23 protein-coding genes and 1 riboswitch are annotated in these 24,923 nt (G+C 37.5%); of the genes, 15 read left to right on the top strand and 8 right to left on the bottom strand.

Annotated elements, in window-relative coordinates; genetic code table 11:
• Positions 1 to 15: 15 nt before the first annotated feature.
• Entirely contained in the window at positions 16 to 1,263 is a 1,248-nt protein-coding gene (purD, locus tag EL101_RS09445) for a phosphoribosylamine--glycine ligase (protein WP_096596100.1), read from the top strand.
• Positions 1,264 to 1,484: 221 nt separating this feature from the next.
• Here purD and EL101_RS09440 read toward each other — a convergent pair whose 3' ends face one another.
• From EL101_RS09440 to graF, 4 genes are all read right to left on the bottom strand, one after another.
• Positions 1,485 to 2,276 (bottom strand): energy-coupling factor transporter transmembrane component T family protein, encoded by a 792-nt coding sequence (locus tag EL101_RS09440; protein ID WP_096596101.1) that lies wholly within the window; start codon positions 2,274 to 2,276, stop codon positions 1,485 to 1,487.
• Positions 2,273 to 3,676: an ABC transporter ATP-binding protein gene (locus EL101_RS09435; protein WP_096596102.1), complete on the bottom strand. Its 1,404-nt coding sequence runs from the start codon at positions 3,674 to 3,676 to the stop codon at positions 2,273 to 2,275. The genes EL101_RS09440 and EL101_RS09435 overlap by 4 nt, the downstream gene beginning before the upstream one ends.
• 12 nt (positions 3,677 to 3,688) lie before the next feature.
• Positions 3,689 to 4,264 (bottom strand): ECF transporter S component, encoded by a 576-nt coding sequence (locus EL101_RS09430; protein WP_096596103.1) that lies wholly within the window; start codon positions 4,262 to 4,264, stop codon positions 3,689 to 3,691.
• A 125-nt stretch (positions 4,265 to 4,389) separates the two neighbouring features.
• Positions 4,390 to 4,489, bottom strand: a riboswitch (TPP riboswitch).
• Positions 4,490 to 4,903: 414 nt separating this feature from the next.
• The gene (gene graF, locus EL101_RS13360) at positions 4,904 to 5,035 is read right to left on the bottom strand and encodes a glycopeptide resistance-associated protein GraF (RefSeq protein ID WP_014614266.1); all 132 of its coding nucleotides are present in this window, start codon (positions 5,033 to 5,035) and stop codon (positions 4,904 to 4,906) included.
• Between the two features lie 364 nt (positions 5,036 to 5,399).
• Between graF and auxA the strand changes: the two genes are divergently transcribed.
• The 5 genes from auxA to ptsP all read left to right on the top strand — a co-directional run bounded on the left by auxA (position 5,400) and on the right by ptsP (position 11,500).
• Entirely contained in the window at positions 5,400 to 6,734 is a 1,335-nt protein-coding gene (gene auxA / locus EL101_RS09425) for a lipoteichoic acid stability factor AuxA (protein ID WP_096596104.1), read from the top strand.
• 853 nt (positions 6,735 to 7,587) lie between these two features.
• Positions 7,588 to 8,757, top strand: coding sequence for a class I SAM-dependent rRNA methyltransferase (locus tag EL101_RS09420; RefSeq protein WP_096596106.1), 1,170 nt, complete (start codon positions 7,588 to 7,590; stop codon positions 8,755 to 8,757).
• 61 nt (positions 8,758 to 8,818) lie between these two features.
• Positions 8,819 to 9,349: a DUF697 domain-containing protein gene (locus EL101_RS09415; protein ID WP_096547239.1), complete on the top strand. Its 531-nt coding sequence runs from the start codon at positions 8,819 to 8,821 to the stop codon at positions 9,347 to 9,349.
• 163 nt (positions 9,350 to 9,512) lie between these two features.
• The gene (locus EL101_RS09410; protein WP_019165588.1) at positions 9,513 to 9,779 is read left to right on the top strand and encodes a phosphocarrier protein HPr; all 267 of its coding nucleotides are present in this window, start codon (positions 9,513 to 9,515) and stop codon (positions 9,777 to 9,779) included.
• A complete protein-coding gene (gene ptsP / locus EL101_RS09405; protein WP_096596107.1) occupies positions 9,779 to 11,500 on the top strand; it encodes a phosphoenolpyruvate--protein phosphotransferase in 1,722 nt (573 codons plus the stop codon). The genes EL101_RS09410 and ptsP overlap by 1 nt, the downstream gene beginning before the upstream one ends.
• A 686-nt stretch (positions 11,501 to 12,186) precedes the next feature.
• Here ptsP and EL101_RS09400 read toward each other — a convergent pair.
• Positions 12,187 to 12,420: a glutaredoxin family protein gene (locus EL101_RS09400; RefSeq protein WP_096542929.1), complete on the bottom strand. Its 234-nt coding sequence runs from the start codon at positions 12,418 to 12,420 to the stop codon at positions 12,187 to 12,189.
• A gap of 206 nt (positions 12,421 to 12,626) precedes the next feature.
• Here EL101_RS09400 and EL101_RS09395 point away from each other — a divergent pair, with 206 nt between their 5' ends.
• From EL101_RS09395 to EL101_RS13290, 4 genes are all read left to right on the top strand, one after another.
• On the top strand, positions 12,627 to 13,970 hold the full coding sequence (locus EL101_RS09395) for a cytochrome ubiquinol oxidase subunit I (RefSeq protein WP_096596108.1): 1,344 nt from the start codon (positions 12,627 to 12,629) through the stop codon (positions 13,968 to 13,970).
• Positions 13,970 to 14,989, top strand: a complete 1,020-nt coding sequence (locus tag EL101_RS09390; protein WP_096596214.1) for a cytochrome d ubiquinol oxidase subunit II — start codon at positions 13,970 to 13,972, stop codon at positions 14,987 to 14,989. The genes EL101_RS09395 and EL101_RS09390 overlap by 1 nt, the downstream gene beginning before the upstream one ends.
• A 148-nt stretch (positions 14,990 to 15,137) precedes the next feature.
• Complete coding sequence (locus tag EL101_RS09385; RefSeq protein ID WP_014614257.1) at positions 15,138 to 15,797, top strand: potassium channel family protein; 660 nt, start codon at positions 15,138 to 15,140, stop codon at positions 15,795 to 15,797.
• A gap of 272 nt (positions 15,798 to 16,069) precedes the next feature.
• Positions 16,070 to 16,246 carry a hypothetical protein gene (locus EL101_RS13290; RefSeq protein ID WP_155260023.1) on the top strand — a complete coding sequence of 59 codons (177 nt, stop codon included), beginning with the start codon at positions 16,070 to 16,072 and terminating at the stop codon, positions 16,244 to 16,246.
• Between the two features lie 505 nt (positions 16,247 to 16,751).
• On the opposite strand, the gene rnjA is transcribed toward EL101_RS13290, so the two are convergent.
• Together rnjA and EL101_RS09375 are read right to left on the bottom strand one after the other, a co-directional pair.
• Entirely contained in the window at positions 16,752 to 18,431 is a 1,680-nt protein-coding gene (rnjA, locus tag EL101_RS09380) for a ribonuclease J1 (RefSeq protein WP_019165583.1), read from the bottom strand.
• Positions 18,431 to 18,646 (bottom strand): DNA-dependent RNA polymerase subunit epsilon, encoded by a 216-nt coding sequence (locus EL101_RS09375; RefSeq protein WP_019165582.1) that lies wholly within the window; start codon positions 18,644 to 18,646, stop codon positions 18,431 to 18,433. Before EL101_RS09375 ends, rnjA begins: the two co-directional genes overlap by 1 nt.
• A 340-nt stretch (positions 18,647 to 18,986) precedes the next feature.
• Here EL101_RS09375 and EL101_RS09370 point away from each other — a divergent pair, with 340 nt between their 5' ends.
• A complete protein-coding gene (locus EL101_RS09370; protein ID WP_096596110.1) occupies positions 18,987 to 19,259 on the top strand; it encodes a hypothetical protein in 273 nt (90 codons plus the stop codon).
• 520 nt (positions 19,260 to 19,779) lie between these two features.
• On the opposite strand, the gene def is transcribed toward EL101_RS09370, so the two are convergent.
• Positions 19,780 to 20,331 carry a peptide deformylase gene (gene def / locus EL101_RS09365; RefSeq protein ID WP_096596111.1) on the bottom strand — a complete coding sequence of 184 codons (552 nt, stop codon included), beginning with the start codon at positions 20,329 to 20,331 and terminating at the stop codon, positions 19,780 to 19,782.
• Between the two features lie 241 nt (positions 20,332 to 20,572).
• Between def and EL101_RS09360 the strand changes: the two genes are divergently transcribed.
• The 4 genes from EL101_RS09360 to EL101_RS09345 all read left to right on the top strand — a co-directional run bounded on the left by EL101_RS09360 (position 20,573) and on the right by EL101_RS09345 (position 24,921).
• Positions 20,573 to 21,205, top strand: coding sequence for a YkyA family protein (locus EL101_RS09360; protein ID WP_096596112.1), 633 nt, complete (start codon positions 20,573 to 20,575; stop codon positions 21,203 to 21,205).
• Between the two features lie 163 nt (positions 21,206 to 21,368).
• Entirely contained in the window at positions 21,369 to 22,481 is a 1,113-nt protein-coding gene (gene pdhA / locus EL101_RS09355) for a pyruvate dehydrogenase (acetyl-transferring) E1 component subunit alpha (RefSeq protein WP_019165578.1), read from the top strand.
• A 3-nt stretch (positions 22,482 to 22,484) separates the two neighbouring features.
• The gene (locus EL101_RS09350; RefSeq protein WP_019165577.1) at positions 22,485 to 23,462 is read left to right on the top strand and encodes an alpha-ketoacid dehydrogenase subunit beta; all 978 of its coding nucleotides are present in this window, start codon (positions 22,485 to 22,487) and stop codon (positions 23,460 to 23,462) included.
• A 157-nt stretch (positions 23,463 to 23,619) separates the two neighbouring features.
• A complete protein-coding gene (locus tag EL101_RS09345) occupies positions 23,620 to 24,921 on the top strand; it encodes a dihydrolipoamide acetyltransferase family protein (protein ID WP_096596113.1) in 1,302 nt (433 codons plus the stop codon).
• Positions 24,922 to 24,923 lie beyond the last annotated feature (2 nt).

Genomic DNA, 24,923 nt, shown 5'->3' with positions numbered 1-24,923 from the left:
AGGAGGATGTCGAATATGCACGTATTAGTCGTTGGTGGTGGAGGACGTGAACACGTACTCGCACACAAATTAAATCAATCGCCATTAGTTTCACAAGTCTATGCGATTCCAGGCAATGCTGCAATGAGTAATGTGGCAGAAGTACATGGTGAGATTGCTGAATCAGATCATGAAGCAATCGTCGCATTTGCACAAGCGCATGATGTGAAATGGGTCGTGATTGGACCAGAACAACCGTTGACAGAAGGCTTAGCTGATGCATTAAGAGCGGTAGACATTAAAGTATTTGGTCCGAATCAAGATGCGGCTCAAATCGAAGGCTCAAAGTCATTTGCGAAACGTCTCATGGCCAAATATGTCATTCCAACTGCAGCATACCGAGAAATCGACCAAAAAGATGAAGCACTGGCATACATTGAAACGTGTGAATTGCCGATTGTGTTGAAAAAAGATGGACTCGCAGCAGGTAAAGGGGTCATCATTGCTGAAACACGCGAGCAAGCACGTGAAGCTGTAGAAACTTTATATCCAGAACAACAAAGTAAAGTCGTTTTTGAACAATTTTTAGAAGGTGAAGAATTTTCATTGATGACGTTTGTGAATGGTGACTATGCGGTGCCATTTGATACCATCGCACAAGACCATAAACGTGCTTACGATCAAGATAAAGGACCGAACACAGGCGGTATGGGCGCGTACTGTCCTGTGCCACATATGAGTCAAAGTGTCCTAGATGAAGCGAATGACAAAATTGCGCAACCGATTGCCAAAGCGATGCAAGCAGAAGGACATGATTTCTTCGGTTTATTATACATCGGTGCGATTTTAACGAAAGAAGGGCCGAAAGTCATTGAATTTAATGCACGTTTCGGTGACCCTGAAGCACAAGTGTTATTGACACGTTTGGAAAGTGATCTCATGGCGCACATCATTGAATTAGATGAAAAAGCACCAATCAACATGAAGTGGAAAGATGATGCGGTAGTAGGTGTTATGCTCGCTTCAAAAGGGTATCCAGGAGCATACGAAAAAGGCGCAACTGTCAAAGGTTTTGAAGACGAACCAGGTGCTTACTTTGTCAGTGGTTTAACACATGATGGAGAAAACTATGTGACATCAGGTGGACGTGTAATTTTAGCGATTGGCGAAGGTGCAACAATCGAAGCGGCACAACAAGCAGCTTATGCACGTGTCGAAAAAATTGAAAGTGACGGTTTGTTCTATCGTCAAGACATTGCCCATAAAGCAATGAAAGCGAAGTAAATATTGAGTGAACATTAAAAAGCGTAAAATCTTTAAGGTGAAATGACTAAGGATTTTACGCTTTTTTGGGTTGAATATAAAAAATCCCTTTATTGACTATTAAAAATCAATAAAGGGAAACGATTTCCTTTGCAGATGGAAATAACGGGAAAGTTAAAAAGGAAATCTAGACCTGCCTTTTCACATCGTCGAGATCATGAAAACGCAAAATCTCAGTTCGGTTAACGTGCATCAGTAATACCAGTTATCGGCAACACTTGTGCGAGTGTAAATGCGAGTATGACGATGACCACAGTAAGAACAATCAGAATCAAGTCTTTATAACTAAACGGGACATGATAATAATACGTCCGTGGTCCATCTTTAAAGCCTTTTTTCTCCATCGCTACAGATAGACGATGCGCTTTTCTAATGTTTTGACTGAGCAATGGAATTAATAAATGTTTCAGACGTTTGAAGCCTGAATAGTTGCGGTTATCAATCATTTGATAGCGCATTTTTAAAGCGTTGCGGAGTTGGAAAAGTGATTCTAACATGATAGGAATCATACGAAACGCCGCCATAAAAGCATACGCAATTTTCGGTTTCACTTTTAAATGTTGCATCAAGCTGTAAAAAATCATAATGACTTGAGAAGTAAAGGCAATAGACAATCCAAAATAACTCACAGTCATCGTCCGGAATGAAAGATGCAACCCGCGCACAAGACTTTCCTTCGTAATGTTAACGAAGCCGAATTTCAATAACTCATGTTGCCCATCACCGTAAAAAATCATGAATAATGAGGAGGTGAGGGCGAAAAACGTTGCGAGCAATGTGAACGTTAAGACGACTTTCCACTTTGTTCCTGCAACAAGTAACATAAAAATGAGCATCAATGTCGCAAGATAAATCATGACGTCAAAATGATGAACGAAAATAATGAAGAAGAAAAGTGCGACACCTAAAAATAATTTGGTGACGATATTCACATCATCCATAAACGTGTGACGCGTTTTCCAAGATTCAATCATGTGCGCACCTCCTCGACTTCATAGAGTTTGCCTTCTTTGACTTCTATCCGACGAGTAGGGTAACGTTCGATAATATGTGCGTCATGCGTGACCATTAAAATCGTCTGACCTTGCGCAATGCGGCTTTGGAACAATTCAATTAATTTAAACGTGTTATGACTGTCTAAGCCAAATGTCGGTTCATCTAATAAAATAATATCTGCATTGGTACTTAATGCGGTAGCGACACTCAGTCGACGTTTTTGACCCATAGAGAGTTCAAATGGGTGTTGGCTCGATACGTGCTCCAAATCAAGCAGTGCTAACATTTCTGCAGTTTTTGCTTTCGCGTGTTCAGGGTCCATATGGTGATAATTAACCCATATTTCATCAAACACACTATTTTGTATAAATTGCAGTTCAGGATTTTGATACACTAAAAACATATGTTGCGCGGCATCTTTAATTTTAGTTAATTTCTGCCCGCCGTAATGCATGTGCCCCTTATAACGTATCAATTGCATCATCGACTCTAACAGCGATGTCTTACCTGATCCATTTTTCCCGGTGAGGGTTATCCATTCTCCAGGTCCAATATGTAATGCGTCTACTTCATATAATGTACGACGACCCCTTTGTATCGCGCCTTGTTCGAATGAAAAATGAAAATTTTGAGTAGTAGATTGAACGGGATGCTGGGGCATAGGTGCATGCGACCAAGCTTTTGGATGCCACACACCGTACTCACTTAATAAAGCTTCGTAATGCGACATAATATATTCAGGCGTGCCTTGTTGGATAATATGGCCGTGATGATTCATCAGTATGACACGATCGACATGTTGCCAAATATGTTCCACCTTATGTTCGACAATCAGTACCGTCTTGTCCTCCCACAAATCCTTTAAAAGATTCCATAAATTTTCGGTCGCTTCTACATCTAACATCGCAGTCGGTTCGTCGAGAAACAATGTATCTGCCCCTTGAAGTAACGTTCCCGCAATCGCTAATTTTTGTTTCATACCGCCGCTCAATTGATGAATACGTTGCTTTGGATTTACATCCAGACCGACATAGTTTAATGCTTCATGAATACGGCGGTCCATGTCGTGACGCGGAATGTGTTGGTTTTCTAAAATGAAGGCTAACTCTTCATTCACTTGTGGCATACAAAACTGCGAATCCGGGTCTTGGAAAATGACACCTGAATTGTCAGCTATTTCTAATGCATCATATTTCATTGGTAAATCAATTAAGTTCGGCACAATGCCACTTAACACATTGAGTAACGTACTTTTACCCGAACCAGATGGCCCAAGTAAAAGCACTTTTTCTTTATCTTTGATTTCTACGTCAATCCCGTCAAAAATTTTATAATCTGCACTCGGGTATTTTAAACGTAAATTTTTAACTTTTAACACGATAAGTCACCCTTATAATGCATCGTAATCGTCTTTTGAAGCAGGTCGAAACAGTTTGGTTACACCAGTCTGATCCAATGCCTTAACGAGTATGTATGGGAACACACCGGCTAATACAGCACCACTGATAATACGAAAAGCAATCAATAGAATTAAGTTCCAAGTCGCAACTTCATTTAAGTAACCATAGTACCAGTCTATAGGTAAACTAATGACTGCGGCTGCCATACCTGCAAGGACAGCAACCATAAAAGCACGTGATTTGTAGCGGAAAATCGCAAAAATAATCTCACACGCCAAACCTTGGAGTAAAGCGTAAATAATTGTAGGGATATCAAAACGTCCCATCATAATTGTTTCACCCGCACCTGCAGCAAATTCAGCTAACAATGCAATCCCCATTTTAGGAATAATGAGATATGCAACGACTGCAGCACTAAACCACATCCCATACATCAATTGATCAAGATGTAAACCTAATGGCTGTAAAGTATTTGTGACAGCCCACCATAAATTATAAATCACTGCAAAGATCACGGATACGAGTACAGTGACGAGGATGTCTGACAACGTTAAGCCTTTTTTCATATGTAAATTCCTCCCAAAAATTAAAAAAATACGCATATCTTAAACTGAAGATAGGCGCATCATGTGCTCATTGATCTATGGATACGTTATTGGAATGACAGACAAAGTCCACCGCACAATATTCATATCATAACAAAACACTTTCCTACGCTAGTATCATCTAGTTCAGGTTCAAAGGGTTTGAGGTGACACCTCATCTCAGCTTTCACACCCCTAGTGTGCGTATTTAATTGATAATGTCAATGTACACCTAGAATATTGAAAAGTCAAGGTTTCAAACGACTGATGATTCAAAATTTGAAAAACTACAAACCATCAAAAATGCATATATTGGAAAAATGAACACGAAAGACCTCACTGTGCGTTCATATGCGTAAAGAAGGAAACGACAGTGCCCCAAATGAATTTTAGATCAATGCAACATGCGTGCGTATGAATAAAAAACAGTATTTGAAGAAAAACACTAGTCGTAGTTTTCAAAATCTTTCGCTGTCTATGTCAAAATGAGTTAAAAAAGAATGTAAGGATTAAGCTGGTTAAACAATGCCAACACCTTCAACATAAAGCAATACTTTAAAACGAAAAAAAGGAATAGGCGATAATCAGCCCATTCCTCACACATCAAACAAAAACTAAAGATTACTCAAACGTTTTTTGAATATCATCTTTCGTTTTCTCTGCACCGTCTTTCGCATCTTCAGTTTTATCTTTCAATTCTTTTTCTTTATCTTTCGCTTGTTCTGCAGCTTTTTTAATATCTTTTTCAGCCATTGCTAACGCCTACCTTTCAAATTGTTTGTATCCTCAATATAACCTTTCTGTGCACAACCTAAACATCGTCACTTCATTAAATGTAAATAGAAATGAGGCTTTGACATCACATGCACCTAGCTACAGCGATATATTAAATATTTATCTCCTGTTTTCGTATAAAAGTAAATGAATTTTGATATACTTAACGCATCAATTTTAATGTGAAAATAACACATAGATAATTAAGATATTTGAAACTGAAAATCAATCCGTTTTATTATGGTATTATGAATTAAATGTATAGGTCATTCTGAAGACTGATATTTTTGAAATATAAAGACAGGTGACAAGAGGTCGTATATAATAGCTTTGAGGTGAGAGGATGTCTTTGTTAAACAAATACACCGAAGTGATTTATAGCTATATTATCGGTGTGCTTTCAATTTTATTAAGCATCATTATTTTTTTTAATATTCCACTTATTGAACAGTTTAAGTCAGGCAAACAACCGAGTACAAATATCGACAATTTGTGGGATTTTATTATGGCATTCTTTAATGAAATCATTCGAGTCATGAGTCAATATATTGGTGACATTCCACTTGCGAGCGGTATTGTCATTTTATTGTTTGGAATTTTAATGATTTTTATTGGTCGGACATTAACGAATACAACACGATTTGATTATGACATTTCAATATTATTTTTACTCGTCGGCATTATTTTCTTCGTATTAACATTAATTTTTATGTCGCAAGTTTATGGTTGGAGCGCATTTATTTTTATTATTCCATTTCTTGTACATATTGGTTATATCGCATACAAAGACGAACTAAATCCATTGCACCGTAAAGAACATTATTTATGGATTATATTCAGTTATGGGCTTTGTTATATTATTACACAAATTGCGCTTTATGCCCGTATTGAAGCGAAAGATGTTGCTTCGATTGACGTTCTGAGTATTAATACATTTTTTGTAGTTTTATGGTTGATAGGACAAATGGCAGTATGGAATTTTCTCTTTTTACGTCGTTCATTACCAGTGTCTGAAGAAGAAATCACTGGTGAAGCGAATGCGTATTCAAGAAGTAAAAAGTATCAATTTACGAATACTTCTAAAAACCATTTCAAAGACTTTCAAGATCGTACGGCTGAATTCACGCACGGTATTTCACATCGCACACGCCGTAGTATTGATTTAGAGAAGTTACGCCAAAAACGAGAATCACTTGGAAAAAAATGGTTTTCATGGGCTAAATTAGAGGAAGATGACATTCCGATGTTTCTTAAAATAAGACCGAAATGGTTGAACCGCAATTATGTCATGATTGCTTGTGGCGTGATTCTGTTATTCTTTATATTACTAGAGTTCAATAACCGTAATGCGCTATTTATGTCAGGGGACTGGCAGTTATCTCAAACACAATATGTTTACGAATGGGTGAGCTTACTGTTATTACTCATTGTGGCGATTGTCTTTATTTTTACAACAGTAGTGCGCATGTTAAGAGGTAAGTATTACTATTTACAACTTTTCATGATCAGTATTTTATTCTTCAAATTGTTAACGGAATACATTGTAATTTTGTTCCACGGGCTATTATTATCCATTTTCATTACGCCAATTCTCGTATTAATGTTAGTACCAGCCATTGTCGCGTTCGTCTTACAATTGAGACAACCTGTTCATATCAAAATACAAAAACGTCATTAAACTTGAAACATAAGAAAGAGACCAAACAAAAATTGATCCACTTACTTGATGCGTACAGTTGAACATTCGCGTCATTGATCTGCACCATTTTATGATTAATGATGTGGATGTATACGCTAAGAGAATGATTAATCTATGTGAACTGAGCTACTTGTTATCATTTCTACAGGGAAGTCGGGTTTATGCAATATATTTGGCTCATCGCACTAGCGCAGTAGGTCTTTTCAACGGCTGAACAATTTCATCTATAGTAAATTTATTAAACGGAGCAAGGTGACTTAAATCGCCCTGTTCCGTTTTTTTTTTTGATGCGTGAAAGTAGGGGACCAGGTGACAGATTTGTAATTTAACATCGCGTGTCATACAAAGCTGATACATATAGAGTAGTTTTATAGTTAAAGTTGAGTAAGAAATCATTATTTATGGAAGGTATGAAAAATAATTTGGACACCGCTAAAGTAGGATTTTTACTTATCCTTCCATATCATTCGGTACTTCAAATACATACTGGTAGCGCTAAAAGTTAAACTCCTTCAAGCTTTAAACGCAGAAGATTGCCGGATGGACGAGACTCCCGAGGGATCAGCTGAACCGGAAAATCCACCAACGCTTTCAACAAATGTAACAGTTCAATCAAAGCGTTGGTTAGTTGAAGGTTCAGCCCCTGGGAACGCGAGTCCAAGACGGCAATCGTATGTTTCTGTAATACTTAAAAACGGGTATGCTTCAAAACGAAAATTATAATTCGCATGTTCAGAAGAAAGCGCATGTATTATGAACTAGGACGACAGTTTGTTTGAACGCCTATACGTGTTAAAATCAGAATAATGATAAGAAAAGAAAGGCTGATAAAATGAAGACAGCTATTTTGAATAAAGGTAAAGAAGAAAAATATTTCAATCAGTACCCACTTGTGGAGGAAGCGGATTTATTCCAGCACGATCAATTAGAAGAAGGGGATGTCTTTCATCTGCTAACTTCAACACACGTCTATATCGCGACTTGTTATGTAGGCCGTCAACACAAAGGATTAGGTTGGGTATTGACATATCAAGAAGGTGAAGCGATTGATCAAGCGTTTTTTGAGCAGTTATTCGCACAAGCGCTCGAAGTTCGTCAGTATTACTATCAAATTGAAGGTACCAATGCATTTCGTTTATTTAATGGTGAAGGCGATGGTGTGGGGGGTCTCACGATTGACAACTATGATGGCCACTTATTAATTCAATGGTACTCAGAAGGCATTTATCGTTTTCGTCAACAGATTGTGAGTGCGATTCAAAATATTTTTGATTATACGTCTATTTATGAAAAAACGCGTTTTAAACATCAATCTATTGAAGGTGGTTTTGTAGCGGGGACAACACCGGAATTTCCGATTGTCGTTGAAGAAAATTTCACATTTTACAATGTACACCTTGATGACGGTCCGATGACGGGGATTTTCTTAGACCAAAAAGAAGTGCGTAAAAAGATTAGAGATTATTATGCTAAAGGACGCCAATTACTCAATTTATTCAGTTATACAGGGGCATTTTCGGTTATCGCTGCAACAGCTGACAGTCAAACAACGAGTGTGGACTTGGCTAATCGCTCACGTCAGTTGACTGAAGAGAACTTTGGTTTAAATGGTATCGATCCTAAATCACAACATATTTACGTGATGGATACGTTCGATTACTACAAATACGCACTACGCCATGGCTTGAGCTACGATACGATTGTCATCGATCCACCGAGTTTTGCCCGTAATAAAAAGAAGACGTTTTCTGTAACAAAAGACTATGACAAGTTAATTGAAGGTGCACTCAGTATTTTGAACCCAGGTGGCAGTCTTGTGTTGAGTACGAACCATAGTGCTTATACGCTAAAGGCATTTAAAAATATGGTCAAACAAACGATTGAAAAGCAAGGGTTCACATATGAAATGAATGAAGTCATGGGCTTGCCAAAAGATTTTAAAACACATCCACACTATAAACCGTCGAAGTATTTAAAAGTTATTTTTATTACAATCAAGTAGTAAAAAGGGTTCAAAAGGGGTATAGATGTGAAGGATTTTCATAATGAGGTGAGTATGGAAGATGAATTTTAAACAAAAAATTTCTGAAACATTAGGTAATAAAGTATTAGATATTGAAACGATTAATCGAAAAGACGCGCTACCGACGTCAGAACAAGAGATACGTGCAAGACGTGAACGTGCAGAAGCGCTAGTGAGAAAAAAGGCGCTGTTATCTTCAGGTGCAACTGTTGTGCCAATACCAGGATTTGACTTTGGGATGGACATGAAATTGATGCGCGACGTCATTGAAGATGTGAATAAAATTTACGGTTTAGATCATCAACAAGTGAACCAAATGAGTGATGACATGAAAAACCGTATCTTAATGGCAGCGGGTATTCAAGGCAGCCAATTAATTGGTAAAAAAGTGTCGAGCGGTTTGCTGAAAGTTTTTATACGCGATGTAGCTAAGCGAACTGCTGCGAAACAAACACGCTGGTTCCCGATTGTAGGACAAGCTGTGTCAGCATCGATTAGTTATTATTTTATGGTTAAAGTCGGCAAAGACCATATTCAAAAATGCGAAAATGTAGTAAAATCATTATTGTAGCATGTAAAAAAATTCACAAATCATTATGAATGCCGTTAAAAATGAGATAGCGAGGCATTTACGAATTGAATTTAACTATAGAATTTGGTAATGTAATGCTATGTAGCGAAGTTAAATATAATTTATGCTAGTAAATCTAGAAGTAGAAGGAGTAAGATGACAGATGGAACAACAATCATATGTAATTATTGACGAAACAGGTATTCACGCACGCCCTGCAACAATGCTTGTTCAAACAGCTTCAAAATTCGATTCAGATATTCAATTAGAGTATAACGGTAAAAAAGTTAACTTAAAATCGATCATGGGTGTTATGAGCTTAGGTGTGGGTAAAGACGCAGAAATTACAATTTATGCTGACGGTAGCGATGAAAAAGACGCAATCGACGCAATCACTGAAGTATTATCAAAAGAAGGATTAACAAAATAATGTCAAATATTATTAAGGGAATTGCAGCTTCTGATGGTGTTGCTATTGCCAAAGCGTATCTGCTCGTAGAACCCGATTTAAGTTTTAGTAACGAAAAAACGGACAACCCGGAAGCGGAAGTCCAAAAATTTAATGAGGCGTTGAACAACTCTAAAATTGAATTAACGAAAATTCGTAATCATGCAGAGGAACAATTAGGTGCGGATAAAGCAGCTATCTTTGACGCACATTTACTCGTTTTAGATGATCCTGAGTTAATTCAACCGATTGAAGAGAAAATTAAAAATGAAAGCGCAAGTGCACCTCAAGCATTAACTGAAGTGACACAAAACTTCATTACTATTTTCGAATCAATGGATAACGAATATATGAAGGAACGTGCTGCGGATATCCGCGACGTAGCTAAACGTGTTTTAGCGCACATTTTAGGGGTGGAATTACCAAATCCGAGTATCATCGATGAAAGCGTCATCATTGTGGCTCACGACTTGACGCCATCAGATACTGCACAGTTAAACAAACAATATGTTCAAGGATTCGTTACGAACATTGGTGGTCGTACTTCACATTCAGCAATTATGAGTCGTTCATTAGAGATTCCTGCTGTTGTAGGTACAAAATCAATTTCTGAGTCTGTACAACAAGGGGACATGGTTATCGTCGACGGTTTAACAGGGGATGTGATTGTGAATCCTTCAGACGATGAAATCAAAGCGTATCAACATAAGCGTGAATCTTTCTTTGCAGATCGCGAAGCGTTGAAACAATTACGTGATGAACCATCAAAAACATTAGATGGACATGAAGTTGAACTTGCAGCGAACATTGGTACACCGAACGATTTAGAAGGTGTGCATAACAATGGCGCAGAAGGTATCGGTTTATATCGTACGGAGTTCCTTTACATGGGTCGCGACAACATGCCGACTGAAGATGAGCAATTCGAAGCATACAAAAAAGTGCTCGAATCAATGGAAGGTAAACGCGTTGTCGTACGTACATTAGATATCGGTGGCGACAAAGAGCTCCCATATTTAAACTTACCTGAAGAAATGAATCCATTCTTAGGATACCGTGCGATTCGTTTATGCTTAGATCAACCTGAAATTTTCCGTCCACAATTACGTGCATTATTAAGAGTTTCTGCATACGGTAAATTGAATATTATGTTCCCAATGGTGGCAACAATTCAAGAGTTCCGTGATGCGAAAGCGTTACTTCTTGAAGAAAAGGAAAACTTGAAACGAGAAGGCGTAGAAGTGAGCGACGATATCGAATTAGGTATCATGGTTGAAATTCCGTCAACAGCCGCACTTGCAGATGTATTTGCGAAAGAAGTGGATTTCTTCAGTATCGGTACAAACGATTTAATTCAATATACAATGGCTGCAGACCGTATGTCAGAGCGTGTTTCTTATCTTTACCAACCATACAACCCATCAATCTTACGTTTAATTAAACAAGTGATTGACGCATCTCACCAAGAGGGCAAATGGACAGGGATGTGCGGTGAAATGGCTGGTGACGAAACAGCAATTCCATTATTAATTGGTTTAGGATTAGATGAGTTCTCAATGAGTGCCACTTCTATCTTAAAAGCACGTCGTCAAATTAAAGATTTAAGCCGTACTGAAATGGTACAATTAGCAGACCGTGCATTAAATTGTGCAACTGTTGATGAAGTTGTTGACCTAGTCAAAGCGAAAACAACAAAAGCTTAATTGAATCAACTAATAAGAGATTGAGTCATTGCGGCTCAGTCTCTTTTTGAGTTGGGATAAAATTTTCAAGTGTATTCATAAGGAAGGCGCATTTTTAGTCCAGATAATCCAAACGAGAAAACAGACTATATAAGAGTTGGATCGATTGCATGTAAAGAGAACGTGCTGAGGCATTTGTTACAGGTTTTGGCAAAAGGTTGAGATTTTAGAGGGGGTCCCTCATCGACAATGCCTATATCGAAATTAACTTAAATATATTTCAAAGTTAATTCAGTAAGGACAAAATATCAATGAGATAGTGTAGCTTAATTGAAGAGACACACCCTCATTCCTCCAGATTTTAGCGTACAAAATTCTCATCCAATATGTATTAAAAAACATCCCTTATCTGCTTGAAAGAGGTGAGAGGGTACAACATCTAAACACGATTGAATTTAGAATATAAAACAAACACGCCCTCTTTTCCCCTCATTTTCAAAATAAGAATGCCAAAATGGGTGAGACTCCCGAGGGATCAGCTGAAGTCGAAAATCCAATTTGGCTTCCTTCCGATGTACAATTACGTCAAGCCAAATTTAGTTGAGACTCAGCCCCTGGGAAACGCGAACCCATTACGGCAATCATTATACCGTATTTCTAAGTAGGAAAGAGGGCAGTTTTACGTACAACGATGCTTTGAAATGCATTTAAGGTTGTATCCCAAGCTTCTCATTCATTAAATCTAAATCGACTTGATACATCGGCTCGCCATCAATTAATATGAACGGTGTTGAAAAAGCATCACGTTCAATCATTTCGTTTCGATATGTTGAATTGGCAATGTTTCGTTCCTCAAATGGGACATTGTGATTTTCAAGATATTGTTTGACGAATGAACATGGCGGACATTCATTTTGTGTGTAAATAATAACTTCTGACATAGAGACACCTACTTTCATATCAATTGTTGTTACATCTTAATCGACACTTTAATAAAATGCAACTGAATCGACTGTATAAAAATGACAAATTTTAGTCATGTCATTAAATTGTCATTGTCTTAATGAATAAAAATATATAAATGTGACCTGTATATTGTTTATAATGAATGAATGGACATTTTCATTATAGATAAGGAGGTCATGAAATGGATGCAGTGGATATTAGCCGGTTTTTAACAGGTATGACACTTGCAGTCCACATTATTTTTGCAACAATTGGTGTAGGTATGCCACTTTTCTTTGCGATGGCAGAATTCATTGGCATTAAGAAGAAAAGTGCTCAATATATTGCATTAGCGCAACGTTGGGCTAAGGGATATACGATTACCGTGGCAGTAGGGGTAGTAACAGGGACTATTATAGGTTTACAATTATCATTACTATGGCCAACATTTATGCGAATAGGTGGGCACGTCATTGCTTTACCATTATTTATGGAAACATTTGCGTTTTTCTTTGAGGCGATTTTCTTAAGTATTTATTTATACACTTGGAATCGTTTCAAAAATCAATGGACACACTTTTTCATTAGTATTCCAGTGATTATTGGTGGTACATTTTCAGCATTTTTTATTACGTCGGTCAATTCGTTCATGAATACGCCGGCAGGTATGACTATAGAAAATGGACGCATGGTCAATGTGGATCCAATAGCAGCGATGTTTAACGCGTCATTTTTCGTCCGATCATTTCATGTTGTCGCAACGGCACTCATGACAATGGCGTTCATTTTAGCAAGTATTGCAGCGTTTAAGTTACTGAAAAACAAAATTGAAAAAGATCGCCGTTATCATCAAGCTGCACTGAAAATGACGATGATTGCAGGACTTATTTTTTCAATGTTATCAATGTTAGCAGGGGACTTATCAGCGAAGTTTTTACATCAAGAACAACCTGAGAAACTTGCAGCATATGAATGGCATTTTAATACAGAATCTCAAGCGGATCTCGTGTTATTTGGTGTGCTCGATGAATCAACGCAAGAAGTGAAAGGCGCCCTCCATATTCCAGGTGCGTTAAGCTTTTTATCGGATTCAAGTTTTGATACAGAAGTCAAAGGACTCAATGAATTTCCAAAAGATGAATTACCCCCACTCATTGTCCATTATTTCTTTGATTTAATGGTATTCTTTGGGATTTTCTGTTTCGCCATTTCATTCGCTTATGTCATGGCATTGTGGATTAAAAAATTCAACCCGCATCATAAACTATTGCTGTATGCCACATTATTAGGAGGTCCAGCAGCCATGTTAGCGATTGAGTTCGGATGGTTCTTAACGGAGCTTGGACGTCAACCATGGATTGTGAGAGGTTTCTTAAAAGTACAAGATGCCGCGACAGATGCAAGTGGGCTCGTGTTTGTGACGATTCTATTTGCGATACTTTACTTCGTGCTGTTATTCTCAGCCACATACGTGCTTGTAAGAATGTTTAAAAATAAACCTGCCTATCAGCACATTGAAAGTTTAACGCAAAGAGGTGATGCATGATGAGTTATGAAATAATAGGAATAACAGTACTCTGGATTTTCTTATTGGGTTATATCATCGTCGCTTCGATTGATTTCGGCGCAGGATTTTTTTCGTTACATGCAAAGTTATTTGGGCAGTCACATGAAATTAATGGTTTAATTCAACGTTACTTGAACCCGGTATGGGAAGTCACAAATGTATTTTTTATCTTTTTCTTTGTAGGTATTGTAGGGTTTTTCCCAGATACGGCTTATTATTATGGCACCGTTTTACTTATTCCAGGTTCGATCGCACTGATTTTACTTTCGATTCGCGGCGCCTTTTACGCTTTCGAAAATTATGGTCAAGATAGTAAGTTGTCTTGGCTCATGTTATATGCGGTATCAGGATTATTGATTCCGGCTTCACTTTCAACGGCATTAACGATTTCTGAAGGCGGTTATATCACTGAGTCAGCTTCAGGCAACGTTGATTTGAATTGGACAGAATTACTATTAAGTCCATTCGGTTGGGCGGTCGTACTATTAGCCATTGTGTCTGTGCTATACATTTCATCAGGATTTTTAACATTTTATGCGCACCGTGCCAAAGACAAATCCGCATATCAATTGATGCGTAAATGGTTTTTAATGTGGGGCGCACCGATGATCATGATGTCATTATTTGTGTTTTTATCATTAAGAATACAAAATGAAGCGCATTTTATGTCAGCAGTGTTTGATTATGGCTGGTTATTTATCATCAGTTTCATCGCTTTTGTCATTGCTGGTATGTTGACACTCTTGAAAAAAGCACATGGTATCGCATTTATTTTTGTCATCATTCAAATGGGCACAGCCTTTTTCGGATATGGATTAAGCAAGTTGCCATACATTTTATATCCGTACGTGCACATTGACGATGCGGTGACCAATGATAGTATGGCATTAGTGTTAACCATTGCATTTATCGGTGGTTTACTATTATTGTTACCTTCACTCTTTTTCATATTTAAATTGTTCGTATTTGATAAAGAATACGTTCGCGGTAAAAAGTAAGATGGACCAGTAAAACGGTGCATCATTAACCATTTTGTAGTAATATGATAATAGTATGGAATACATGTGTGGCTTAAAGTGTAGGATCATCAACATCTGAGCACTTTGAGCCCACATTTTTAATTTAACTTAATTCAGGAGGCCAAAAATGGATAAAGAGTATGTAGTCATTGGTCTAGGTCGCTTCGGTGGCAGTATTGTAAGAGAATTGAACGCGTTAGATATGGACGTCATGGCGATAGATAAAGATGAAAATCGTGTCGATGAATACAGCGATATTGCGACACATGCCGTTGTGGCTGATACGACTGACGAAGCCGTTATGAAAAGTTTAGGAATTCGAAATTTTGATCATGTCATCGTGGCAATCGGGGAAAACATTCAGGCAAGTACGTTAACAACATTGATTCTTAAAGAACTCGGTGTTAAAAAAGTAACGGCTAAAGCACAAAACGATTATCATGCCAAGATTTTAAACAAAATTGGTGCCGATACAGTCGTGCATCCTGAAAGAGACATGGGTCGTCGTATTGCGCATAATGTGGCTAGTGCAACAGTGCTCGATTATTTAGAGCTTTCTGATGAACACTCTATTGTAGAAATTAAAGCGAGCGAAACGATGGCAGGACAAACCCTTATCGACTTAGATATTCGTGCGAAGTTTGGGATTAATATTATTGCGATTAAAAGAGGGAAGGAAATCATTGTCGCACCTGATCCAGATATGGGATTAGAATTTGATGATATTTTAATTATGATTGGTCATGATAATGATTTAACACGATTTGAAAAGAAAATGGCACATTAATCATTGAGAAGTGGAATGGTGGAGACTATTCCGCTTTTTTGTGCTCATCGTGAGTGGTTAAACAGGTGATAGCGAAAATTGTGTTGTGCAAAATTAAGTGTACTTTTTTATTTTAATGTGTTATGATATTCATAAGGAAATAAGAAGCTGAAAATAGTGATTTCAAATACGGTGTTCAACCATTTGTAGTCAGTCAAGCCACTATGCATTATGCTGATTTGAGTCGCATCATATCCAAAATTGAAAGAATATTTTGACAAAAGGTGATTGTTATGAACGTGATAAGCTTTATAAGACTTGTAACATTGCTCGTATTTATCAGTTTTATTGTTGTTTATTTTACTATAGGCTTTGGTTGGATAGGTCATATATTAATTTGGACATTGCTCATTCTTACTTTAAGTTTTCGACATTATAAAATTAAAGAAGAGAAAAAGCGCGGTTGGTAATAGAGATGGATGATAGTATAAAAAAACGACAAAGTTAGCGAAAAAATGGATAAAAAATCTCTCATGTATAGGACGAACGACATTGCGCTTTTCAGTCCTTTACACATAAAAAAGGAGGCTTGGAAACAATAAGTATCCAAGCCCTCTTTTTACAATGAGCGACAATCAAAATATGGAAATGTAAAAGCAATTAAGGTGAATGAGGATAAAACTTTTTGATTTTTCATCATTTAAATTTGTCTCATTGCTCCGTAGTGTTAAAATTCAAATTGCTAAAATGGACGAGACTCCTGAGGGATCAGACGCAGCCGAAAATCCAATTCGGCTTCATTCAGTGTACTTTTCAATAAAGCCGAATTTAGTTGAGGCAAGTCCCTAGGAAAGCGAGTCCATGGCAGCAATTGTGAAAATTTAAAAGCTAATCAATAAGGGAAATCCATTTTAAATATATTAATGAAGACAATCAAAATTTTTATATCTTATTCTCGTTCCCTTATTGATATATCTATTTTTCATTAACCTTCATAATGACTGGTAAGATCATTGGTTTACGTGCTGTTTTTTCAAACAAGTACGGTTGTAATGTTTCGATAATAGATGATTTCACTTGATGCCATTGAATGTTTTCGTTGTTATTCAATTTATAGATGACATCTTGCTTAATTTTCTTTTGGGCGTCGTAAATCAATTGACCGGATTCACGCATGTAGACAAAGCCACGTGAAATAATGTCTGGACCTGATAACAGTTGATTTTTGTTGAAGTCAATGCTAACCACGACAATGACTAGACCTTCTTCAGACAATAACTTACGGTCGCGAATGACGACATTACCGATATCACCAATACCGCTACCATCGACTAATACGTTGCCTGACGGGATACGGCCTGCTGTACGCGCACTGTCTCGTGTCAACGCGAGAACGTCACCAATATCATGGATGAAGACATTTTCTTCTGGTACGCCACAATCCACACCTGTTTGACCGTGTGCCACGAGCATACGATACTCACCGTGGATGGGTAAGAAATATTTCGGTCTGATTAAGCGTAACATCAACTGTTGGTCACCTTGAGAACCGTGACCTGACGTATGGATGTTTGAAATCTTACTATGAATGACTTCAGCACCAGCTTGATATAAGGCATTGATGGTACGGTTAATGCTTTTTGTATTACCTGGAATCGGTGACGAACTGAATACGACCGTGTCTTCAGGAATGATTTTAATCTGCTTATGCGTTCCATTTGCGATACGTGATAACGCCGCCATCGGTTCACCTTGAGAGCCTGTACATAAAATTAATAATTCATGCTTTGGAATGCTATTAATTTTGTTTGGCTCAACGAAAGTTTCAGGGGGCGCTTTAATGTAGCCTAACTCTGTACCGATTTTGATGTTATTTTCCATCGAACGTCCAAACGTCACGATTTTACGGTTGTATTTGACTGCGGCTTCAACGGCTTGTTGCACACGATAAATGTTTGACGCGAAAGTCGCAAAAATAATACGACCAGTACAATTACGGAAAATTTTATCTACGTTTTGACCGACTTCACGTTCACTCAGTGTAAAGTCTGGCACGAGTGAATTGGTAGAGTCAGAAAGTAAACAGAGTACGCCTTCATCACCGAGTTGCGCCATTTTACCAATATTGGCTGGTGCGCCAACGGGTGTAAAGTCAAACTTAAAGTCACCGGTATGCACGATTTTACCTTCAGGCGTATCGACAATGACACCGTATGCTTCAGGAATACTGTGTGTTGTCAGATAAAAACTCACTTTAAAATGTTTTGAGTCAATGACAGTATCCTCATCGATTTCAATCAGTTCAGCTTGGCGTAACAAATGATGTTCTTCTAATTTATTACGAATTAAACCGAGTGCGAGTGGACCACTGTAAATCGGTACATTAATCTTTTTGAGCAGGTAGGGCACACCACCGATATGATCTTCGTGACCATGCGTGATAATTAAACCTACAATTTTATCTTGGTTTTGTTCAAGATATGTGTAGTCTGGTATCACATAATCGATACCGAGTAAATTATCGTCGGGGAATTTGATTCCTGCATCAATGATTACAATTTCATCTTTATACTCGATGGCATAAGTGTTTTTACCGACTTCACCTAAACCACCTAACGCGTATACGCCAACTTCATTTTTTTGAAGTTGTTTCATTATTGCGCGCGCTCCACATTAAAATGTTCGGATTGTTGTTCATATTCTAAATGTGCGCCCTCTAATTTAGTTATGAATTCAATATTGTAGTTACGTTCTTTCAAATAACGACGAACTTGTTCTTCAGATTGTGCTTCAACATAAATGCTTTGTGTATTTTCACGTACGATGACTTCATCACGATTATGTTGATAAAAAACTTTAAAAATTGACATATATATTTTCCTCCTAAGTTGGATCACTTATCTTTAATTGATTGATATGCTTGAACAATTGAAATGAAGAGTGAAAATAAAAACATGAATCGAATATGTATTTTTAATTATGTCTACATCATTCAATTCACCAGTCATTCACTGCTCATTTTCAATATGTATAGCAGATATTAAATTTCCGTTCTCGTTTGAGTGTATGGCGATACGCACATACAAGCCCAGTTGGTTATATTTTACATGATGTCATCGAATAAATAAAGCGGAATGTGATAAACTAAAGAGTATCTTATAATTAAATGAATGGAATCCCATTTAAAATTCCCCGAAATAGGTGATGAAGATGAAAAGTGCGAGTCAATTACTAGAAGAAGTTAAAAACGAACGGAACCGGGAAGATAAGTTTTTGTGCGAAATTCAATTTGAAGTAAGACGTAATGAAGTGACGATGTTTTTTGAATATGAAGAAGTTCAAACGGCGACGCAAGAAACGCATTATTTTAGAAAACACAATCATGACCCTGAATTTTTAGATATTGAAACATTTGAAACACTTAAAAAGGCATTGGATGAAGAGGGCATTCGTTATAAACAACTTAGAGACATGTTTATGTAACGTATCGGAAGAGTTAAAATAGTATCACAACGAAGCAAACAGCGGCGAAGGATTGACTTTCCCGCTCTTTTTTTATGCCACAACATTGTGCAAATGAAAAAGAAATGGGACTGGGTCATTAAGTTTTCCCAGTTCCTATATTTTTATGGACTTATATCCATAAATGATGCTAACATCGTCGAAATATAAAACTGAATTGGACGTAAAAATTAGATGCTATAGGTTGTCTTTATTTCATCAACTTGCCCTATGCGACTACATTGATGTAAGATTGCCCAGAAGGCTGAGACTCTTGAGGGATTAGCTGGTCCGGAGAATCCACTAACATCTCAACAAGTGTAACAGTTTAATCAAATGTTGGTTAGTCGAAGGACCAGCCCCTAAGAACGCGAAGCCATAAGGGCAATCAAATACCACAAATCATAAGGAGGGCAAGATAAACAAAATACTGCACCAATAGCATCAAAAATTTTTGTCCCACCCTCTACTTTTTTAAATCGTTTTAAATAGTTTATTATTCTTAAACTTCCATCGCACCATTTTTAGGCTGTAAAGGATGGTCTTGGTCGATATGATCATAAAACAGTACGCCGTTAAGATGATCCAATTCATGTTGCACTACAATCGCTGGATAACCTTTCAAGCGTAAGTTAATCTCATTACCATCAATATCATAACCTTTAAGTTTGATACGATAATGACGATGAACAAGACCTGGAATATCTTCGTCCACGCTCAAACAACCTTCACCTGTTGGCAAATACGCATCTTGAACACTATGACTCACAATTTTTGGGTTTACAATCGCGAAATCATATGAATGTCCGTCACCATCATCTGGTAAATAAACCGCAAACATGCGTTTCGGTACATTAATTTGAGGTGCCGCTAATCCAACACCACTACGTAATTGATATTTTTCAGCAATTGCTGGGTCTTGACTATTTTTTAAAAAAGTTTGCATATCTAATAAAGTTTGTCGTTCTTCTTCAGTTAATGGGAACACCACTTCTTTTGCTCTTTGGCGAAGTGTAGGATGTCCATCTCTAATAATATCTTTCATTGTTAACATTTTTGACACCTTCCTTATTTAATAATATATCAAAAAAATTCCATAAAGTGATAGTCGAAAACTTTCAAAATTAAAATCGTATATAGACATATTTTTAACTTCTGCAATTAATACACGTCATAAAGGGAGCATTGTGCATATGTCCTTGAAAAATGTGTGAAAGGACAAAAAATGTGCGAATATTTGAATTATAGCGCTATTTTCATTAATATTACGAGTGACAGATAAGGAGGTCTCCAGAATGAAATTTCATAAAACAATTGGAGTAGCAGTTGCCACAACATTTTTATTGGCGGCTTGTAGCAAAGATGGTGAACATATTGAAAAGTACAATGACGGACTTGAAAATATGCAAAAAGCTGAAGCACCGATACAAGATGTTAATAAAGAAATGAATAAGCTTGAGAAAGAAAAAGAAAAGCTATCAAAAGAAATTAGTGGTAAAAATATTGCTGAAGTGCAAGATAAGGTGGATCAAGTGCTCGACAATGCGAACAAGCGTGAAAAGCAATTGAAAAAAGAAGTTGAAGCGATGAATCATTCTAAAAAAGCTTTCGAAAAGGCAAAAGCAGAGTCGAACAAAATTGAAGATGAAGATGATAAAAAAGAGTTTGATGAATTGAACAAAGCGATTGAAGAAAAAAATAAAAAACACGATGCTTTCGTTAAAGGCTATCAAGACGTCATCAACAAAGAAAAAGATTTGTTCAGTTATTTTAAAGAAGATTCAGGTACACAAGAAGAAGTCGACAAGCGTTCAAAAGCGTTATCTGATGTTCAAAAAAATATGCAGAAAAAAGTAGAGGACTACACAAAAGCGATCCGTAAAGTACAAACAGAAAAGCAAGATGTTGATGAAATCGCTAACAATTAACTATAACAGTTTGAAAGAATTGGTATAACAGTTGCCTCTACTGTTGTGTTATCAAGTGTTACAGAACTTTAGGAAAACTGTTTAACAGTTCGTATACTTTGTGTTACACTAGAGGAAGTCGAATGTTATTTATTTTATATACGGGAAAGGTATGGTGAATTGCATGGTTACTAAGTTAAACAACCAGTTCGATGCTGAAAAAGTATTGAAAGATACTGAGTCAAAATTTGAAATGGTTCAAATCTTAGATGCAGATGGAAATGTAACAAATGAAGATTTACTTCCGGACTTATCGGATGAGCAGTTAGTAGAATTAATGAGAAGAATGGTTTGGACACGTATTTTAGACCAACGTTCAATCTCATTAAACAGACAAGGACGTTTAGGTTTCTATGCGCCAACTGCTGGTCAAGAAGCATCACAACTTGCTTCACAATTCGCATTAGAGCAAGAAGACTTTATTCTTCCTGGTTACCGTGATGTACCACAATTAATTTGGCATGGCTTACCATTAACAAAAGCTTTCTTATTCTCACGTGGTCACTTCGTAGGGAACCAAATGCCTGAAGGTGTGAACGCGTTAAGTCCACAAATCATTATCGGTGCGCAATACATCCAAACAGCTGGTGTTGCATTAGGACTTAAAAAACGTGGTAAAAAAGCAGTGGCGATTACGTATACAGGAGACGGTGGTTCTTCACAAGGTGATTTCTATGAAGGTATCAACTTTGCTTCAGCGTACAAAGTGCCTGCAATTTTCGTAATTCAAAATAACAATTACGCGATTTCAACGCCACGTGATAAACAAACTGCAGCGCAAACATTAGCACAAAAAGCAATCGCAGTAGGTATCCCTGGTATCCAAGTTGACGGTATGGATGCATTAGCAGTATACCAAGCAACGAAAGAAGCTCGCGACCGTGCTATCAATGGTGAAGGTCCAACATTAATCGAGACAATGACATATCGTTATGGGCCACATACAATGGCTGGGGACGACCCAACGAAATACAGAACATCTGATGAAGATTCAGAGTGGGAGAAAAAAGATCCACTTGTTCGCTTCAGAAAATTCTTAGAAAACAAAGGCTTATGGTCTGAAGAAAAAGAAAATGAAGTTATCGAACAAGCTAAAAATGAAATCAAAGCTGCGATTAAAGAGGCTGACAGCACTGAAAAACAAACAGTGACTTCATTAATGGAAATCATGTATGAAGATATGCCTGCAAACTTAAAAGAACAATATGAAATCTACAAAGAGAAGGAGTCGAAATAGGCCATGGCACAAATGACAATGGTTCAAGCGATTAACAACGCGCTAGCAACTGAACTTAAAAATGACGAAAACACTTTGTTATTTGGTGAAGACGTTGGTGTTAACGGTGGTGTATTCCGTGTAACTGAGGGATTACAAAAAGAATTCGGTGAAGACCGTGTATTTGACACACCTTTAGCTGAATCTGGTATCGGTGGTTTAGCGTTAGGTCTTTCAACTCAAGGATACCGTCCAATTATGGAAGTCCAATTCTTAGGTTTCGTATTTGAAGTATTCGATTCTGTTGCAGGACAAATCGCACGTCATCGTTTCCGTTCAGGTAACTCAAAAGTAGCACCAGTGACAGTTCGTGCGCCATTCGGTGGTGGTGTACATACACCAGAATTGCACGCTGATAACTTAGAAGGTATTTTAGCACAATCACCAGGTTTAAAAGTGGTGATTCCATCTGGTCCATACGATGCAAAAGGTTTATTAATCGAAAGTATCCGTAGCAATGACCCAGTCGTATATTTAGAGCACATGAAATTATACCGTTCATTCCGTGAAGAAGTCCCTGAAGAAGAGTACACAATCGAAATCGGTAAAGCGAACGTTAAACGTGAAGGAACTGACTTAACAATCATCACTTACGGTGCAATGGTTCAAGAGTCAATGAAAGCTGCTGAAGAACTTGAAAAAGACGGCCACTCTGTTGAAGTGATTGACTTACGTACAGTTCAACCATTAGACGTTGAAACACTTGTAAAATCAGTTGAAAAAACAGGTCGTGTTATTGTCGTTCAAGAAGCACAAAAACAAGCAGGTGTAGGTGCAAATGTTGTCGCTGAATTATCAGAACGTGCAATTCTTTCATTAGAAGCACCGATCGGACGTGTTGCAGCGCCAGATACAATTTATCCATTTACACAAGCTGAAAACGTTTGGTTACCAAACAAAACTGACATCGTTGAACAAGCGAAGAAAACTTTAGAATTTTAATGTGTAATTTTTGAGAAGAGTGGAAAAGAGAGAGTTGTGACATCAGTTTTCTGACCCACGCCCGTGCATATGGAGAATGAAATGATTTTTCGTTTCTTCTCCTATATGTGTGTAAACAAAGTATTGTTTATAATTTAATTATTTAGGAGGAAAGAACGTGGCATTTGAATTTAGATTACCCGATATTGGTGAAGGTATCCACGAAGGTGAAATCGTAAAGTGGTTTGTTAAAGCTGGAGACACTATTGAAGAAGATGACGTACTATGTGAAGTACAAAATGATAAATCAGTTGTAGAAATCCCATCTCCTGTAAGTGGTACAGTACTTGAAGTATTAGTTGAAGAAGGTACTGTAGCCGTTGTAGGTGACACAATTGTTAAAATTGATGCACCTGACGCTGAAGAAATGGAATTCAAAGGCGGACACAGCAATGATGCACCTGCAAAAGCTGAAGAAGCTCAAGAAGAAGCACCTCAAGAAGAAGCGGCACCTGCTGCTCAAGAAGCTGTAGAAGTTGATGAAAACAGACAAGTAAAAGCAATGCCATCAGTGCGTAAATATGCACGTGACAATCATGTGAACATTAAAGCTGTTAATGGTACAGGTAAAAATGGTAGAATTACTAAAGAAGATGTAGATGCATACTTAAATGGTGGCGGTCAAGCTGCACCAGCTCAAGATACTGCATCAGCTGAATCTTCAGAAGCATCAACTGCACCAGCAGCGCCAGCACCAGCAGTTTCAACTGAAGGTGAATTCCCTGAAACAACAGAAAAAATCTCTGCAATGCGTAAAGCAATCGCAAAAGCAATGGTGAACTCTAAACATACTGCACCTCACGTAACATTAATGGATGAAATTGATGTTCAAGAGTTATGGGATCACCGTAAGAAATTTAAAGAAATTGCTGCTGAACAAGGTACTAAATTAACATTCTTACCTTATGTTGTTAAAGCTTTAGTATCAGCATTGAAAAAATACCCAGCACTTAACACTTCATTTAACGAAGAAGCTGGCGAAGTTGTACAAAAACATTACTGGAACATTGGTATCGCAGCTGACACTGACAGAGGTCTTTTAGTACCTGTTGTTAAACATGCTGACCGTAAATCAATCTTCCAAATCTCAGATGAAATTAACGAACTTGCTGTAAAAGCACGTGACGGTAAATTAACATCTGACGAAATGAAAGGTGCAACATGTACAATTAGTAACATCGGTTCTGCAGGTGGCCAATGGTTCACACCAGTTATCAACCACCCAGAAGTTGCAATCTTAGGTATTGGTCGTATCGCTCAAAAACCAATCGTTAAAGATGGCGAAATCGTTGCAGCACCTGTGTTAGCATTATCACTAAGCTTTGACCACAGACAAATTGATGGTGCAACTGGTCAAAACGCAATGAACCACATCAAACGTTTATTAAACAATCCAGAACTATTATTAATGGAGGGGTAAAA

The organism is Staphylococcus delphini (assembly GCF_900636325.1).
Lineage (GTDB): Bacteria > Bacillota > Bacilli > Staphylococcales > Staphylococcaceae > Staphylococcus > Staphylococcus delphini.
The sequence above is the reverse complement of the archived record's forward strand: the minus strand, read 5'-3'. Positions and strand labels throughout refer to the sequence as shown.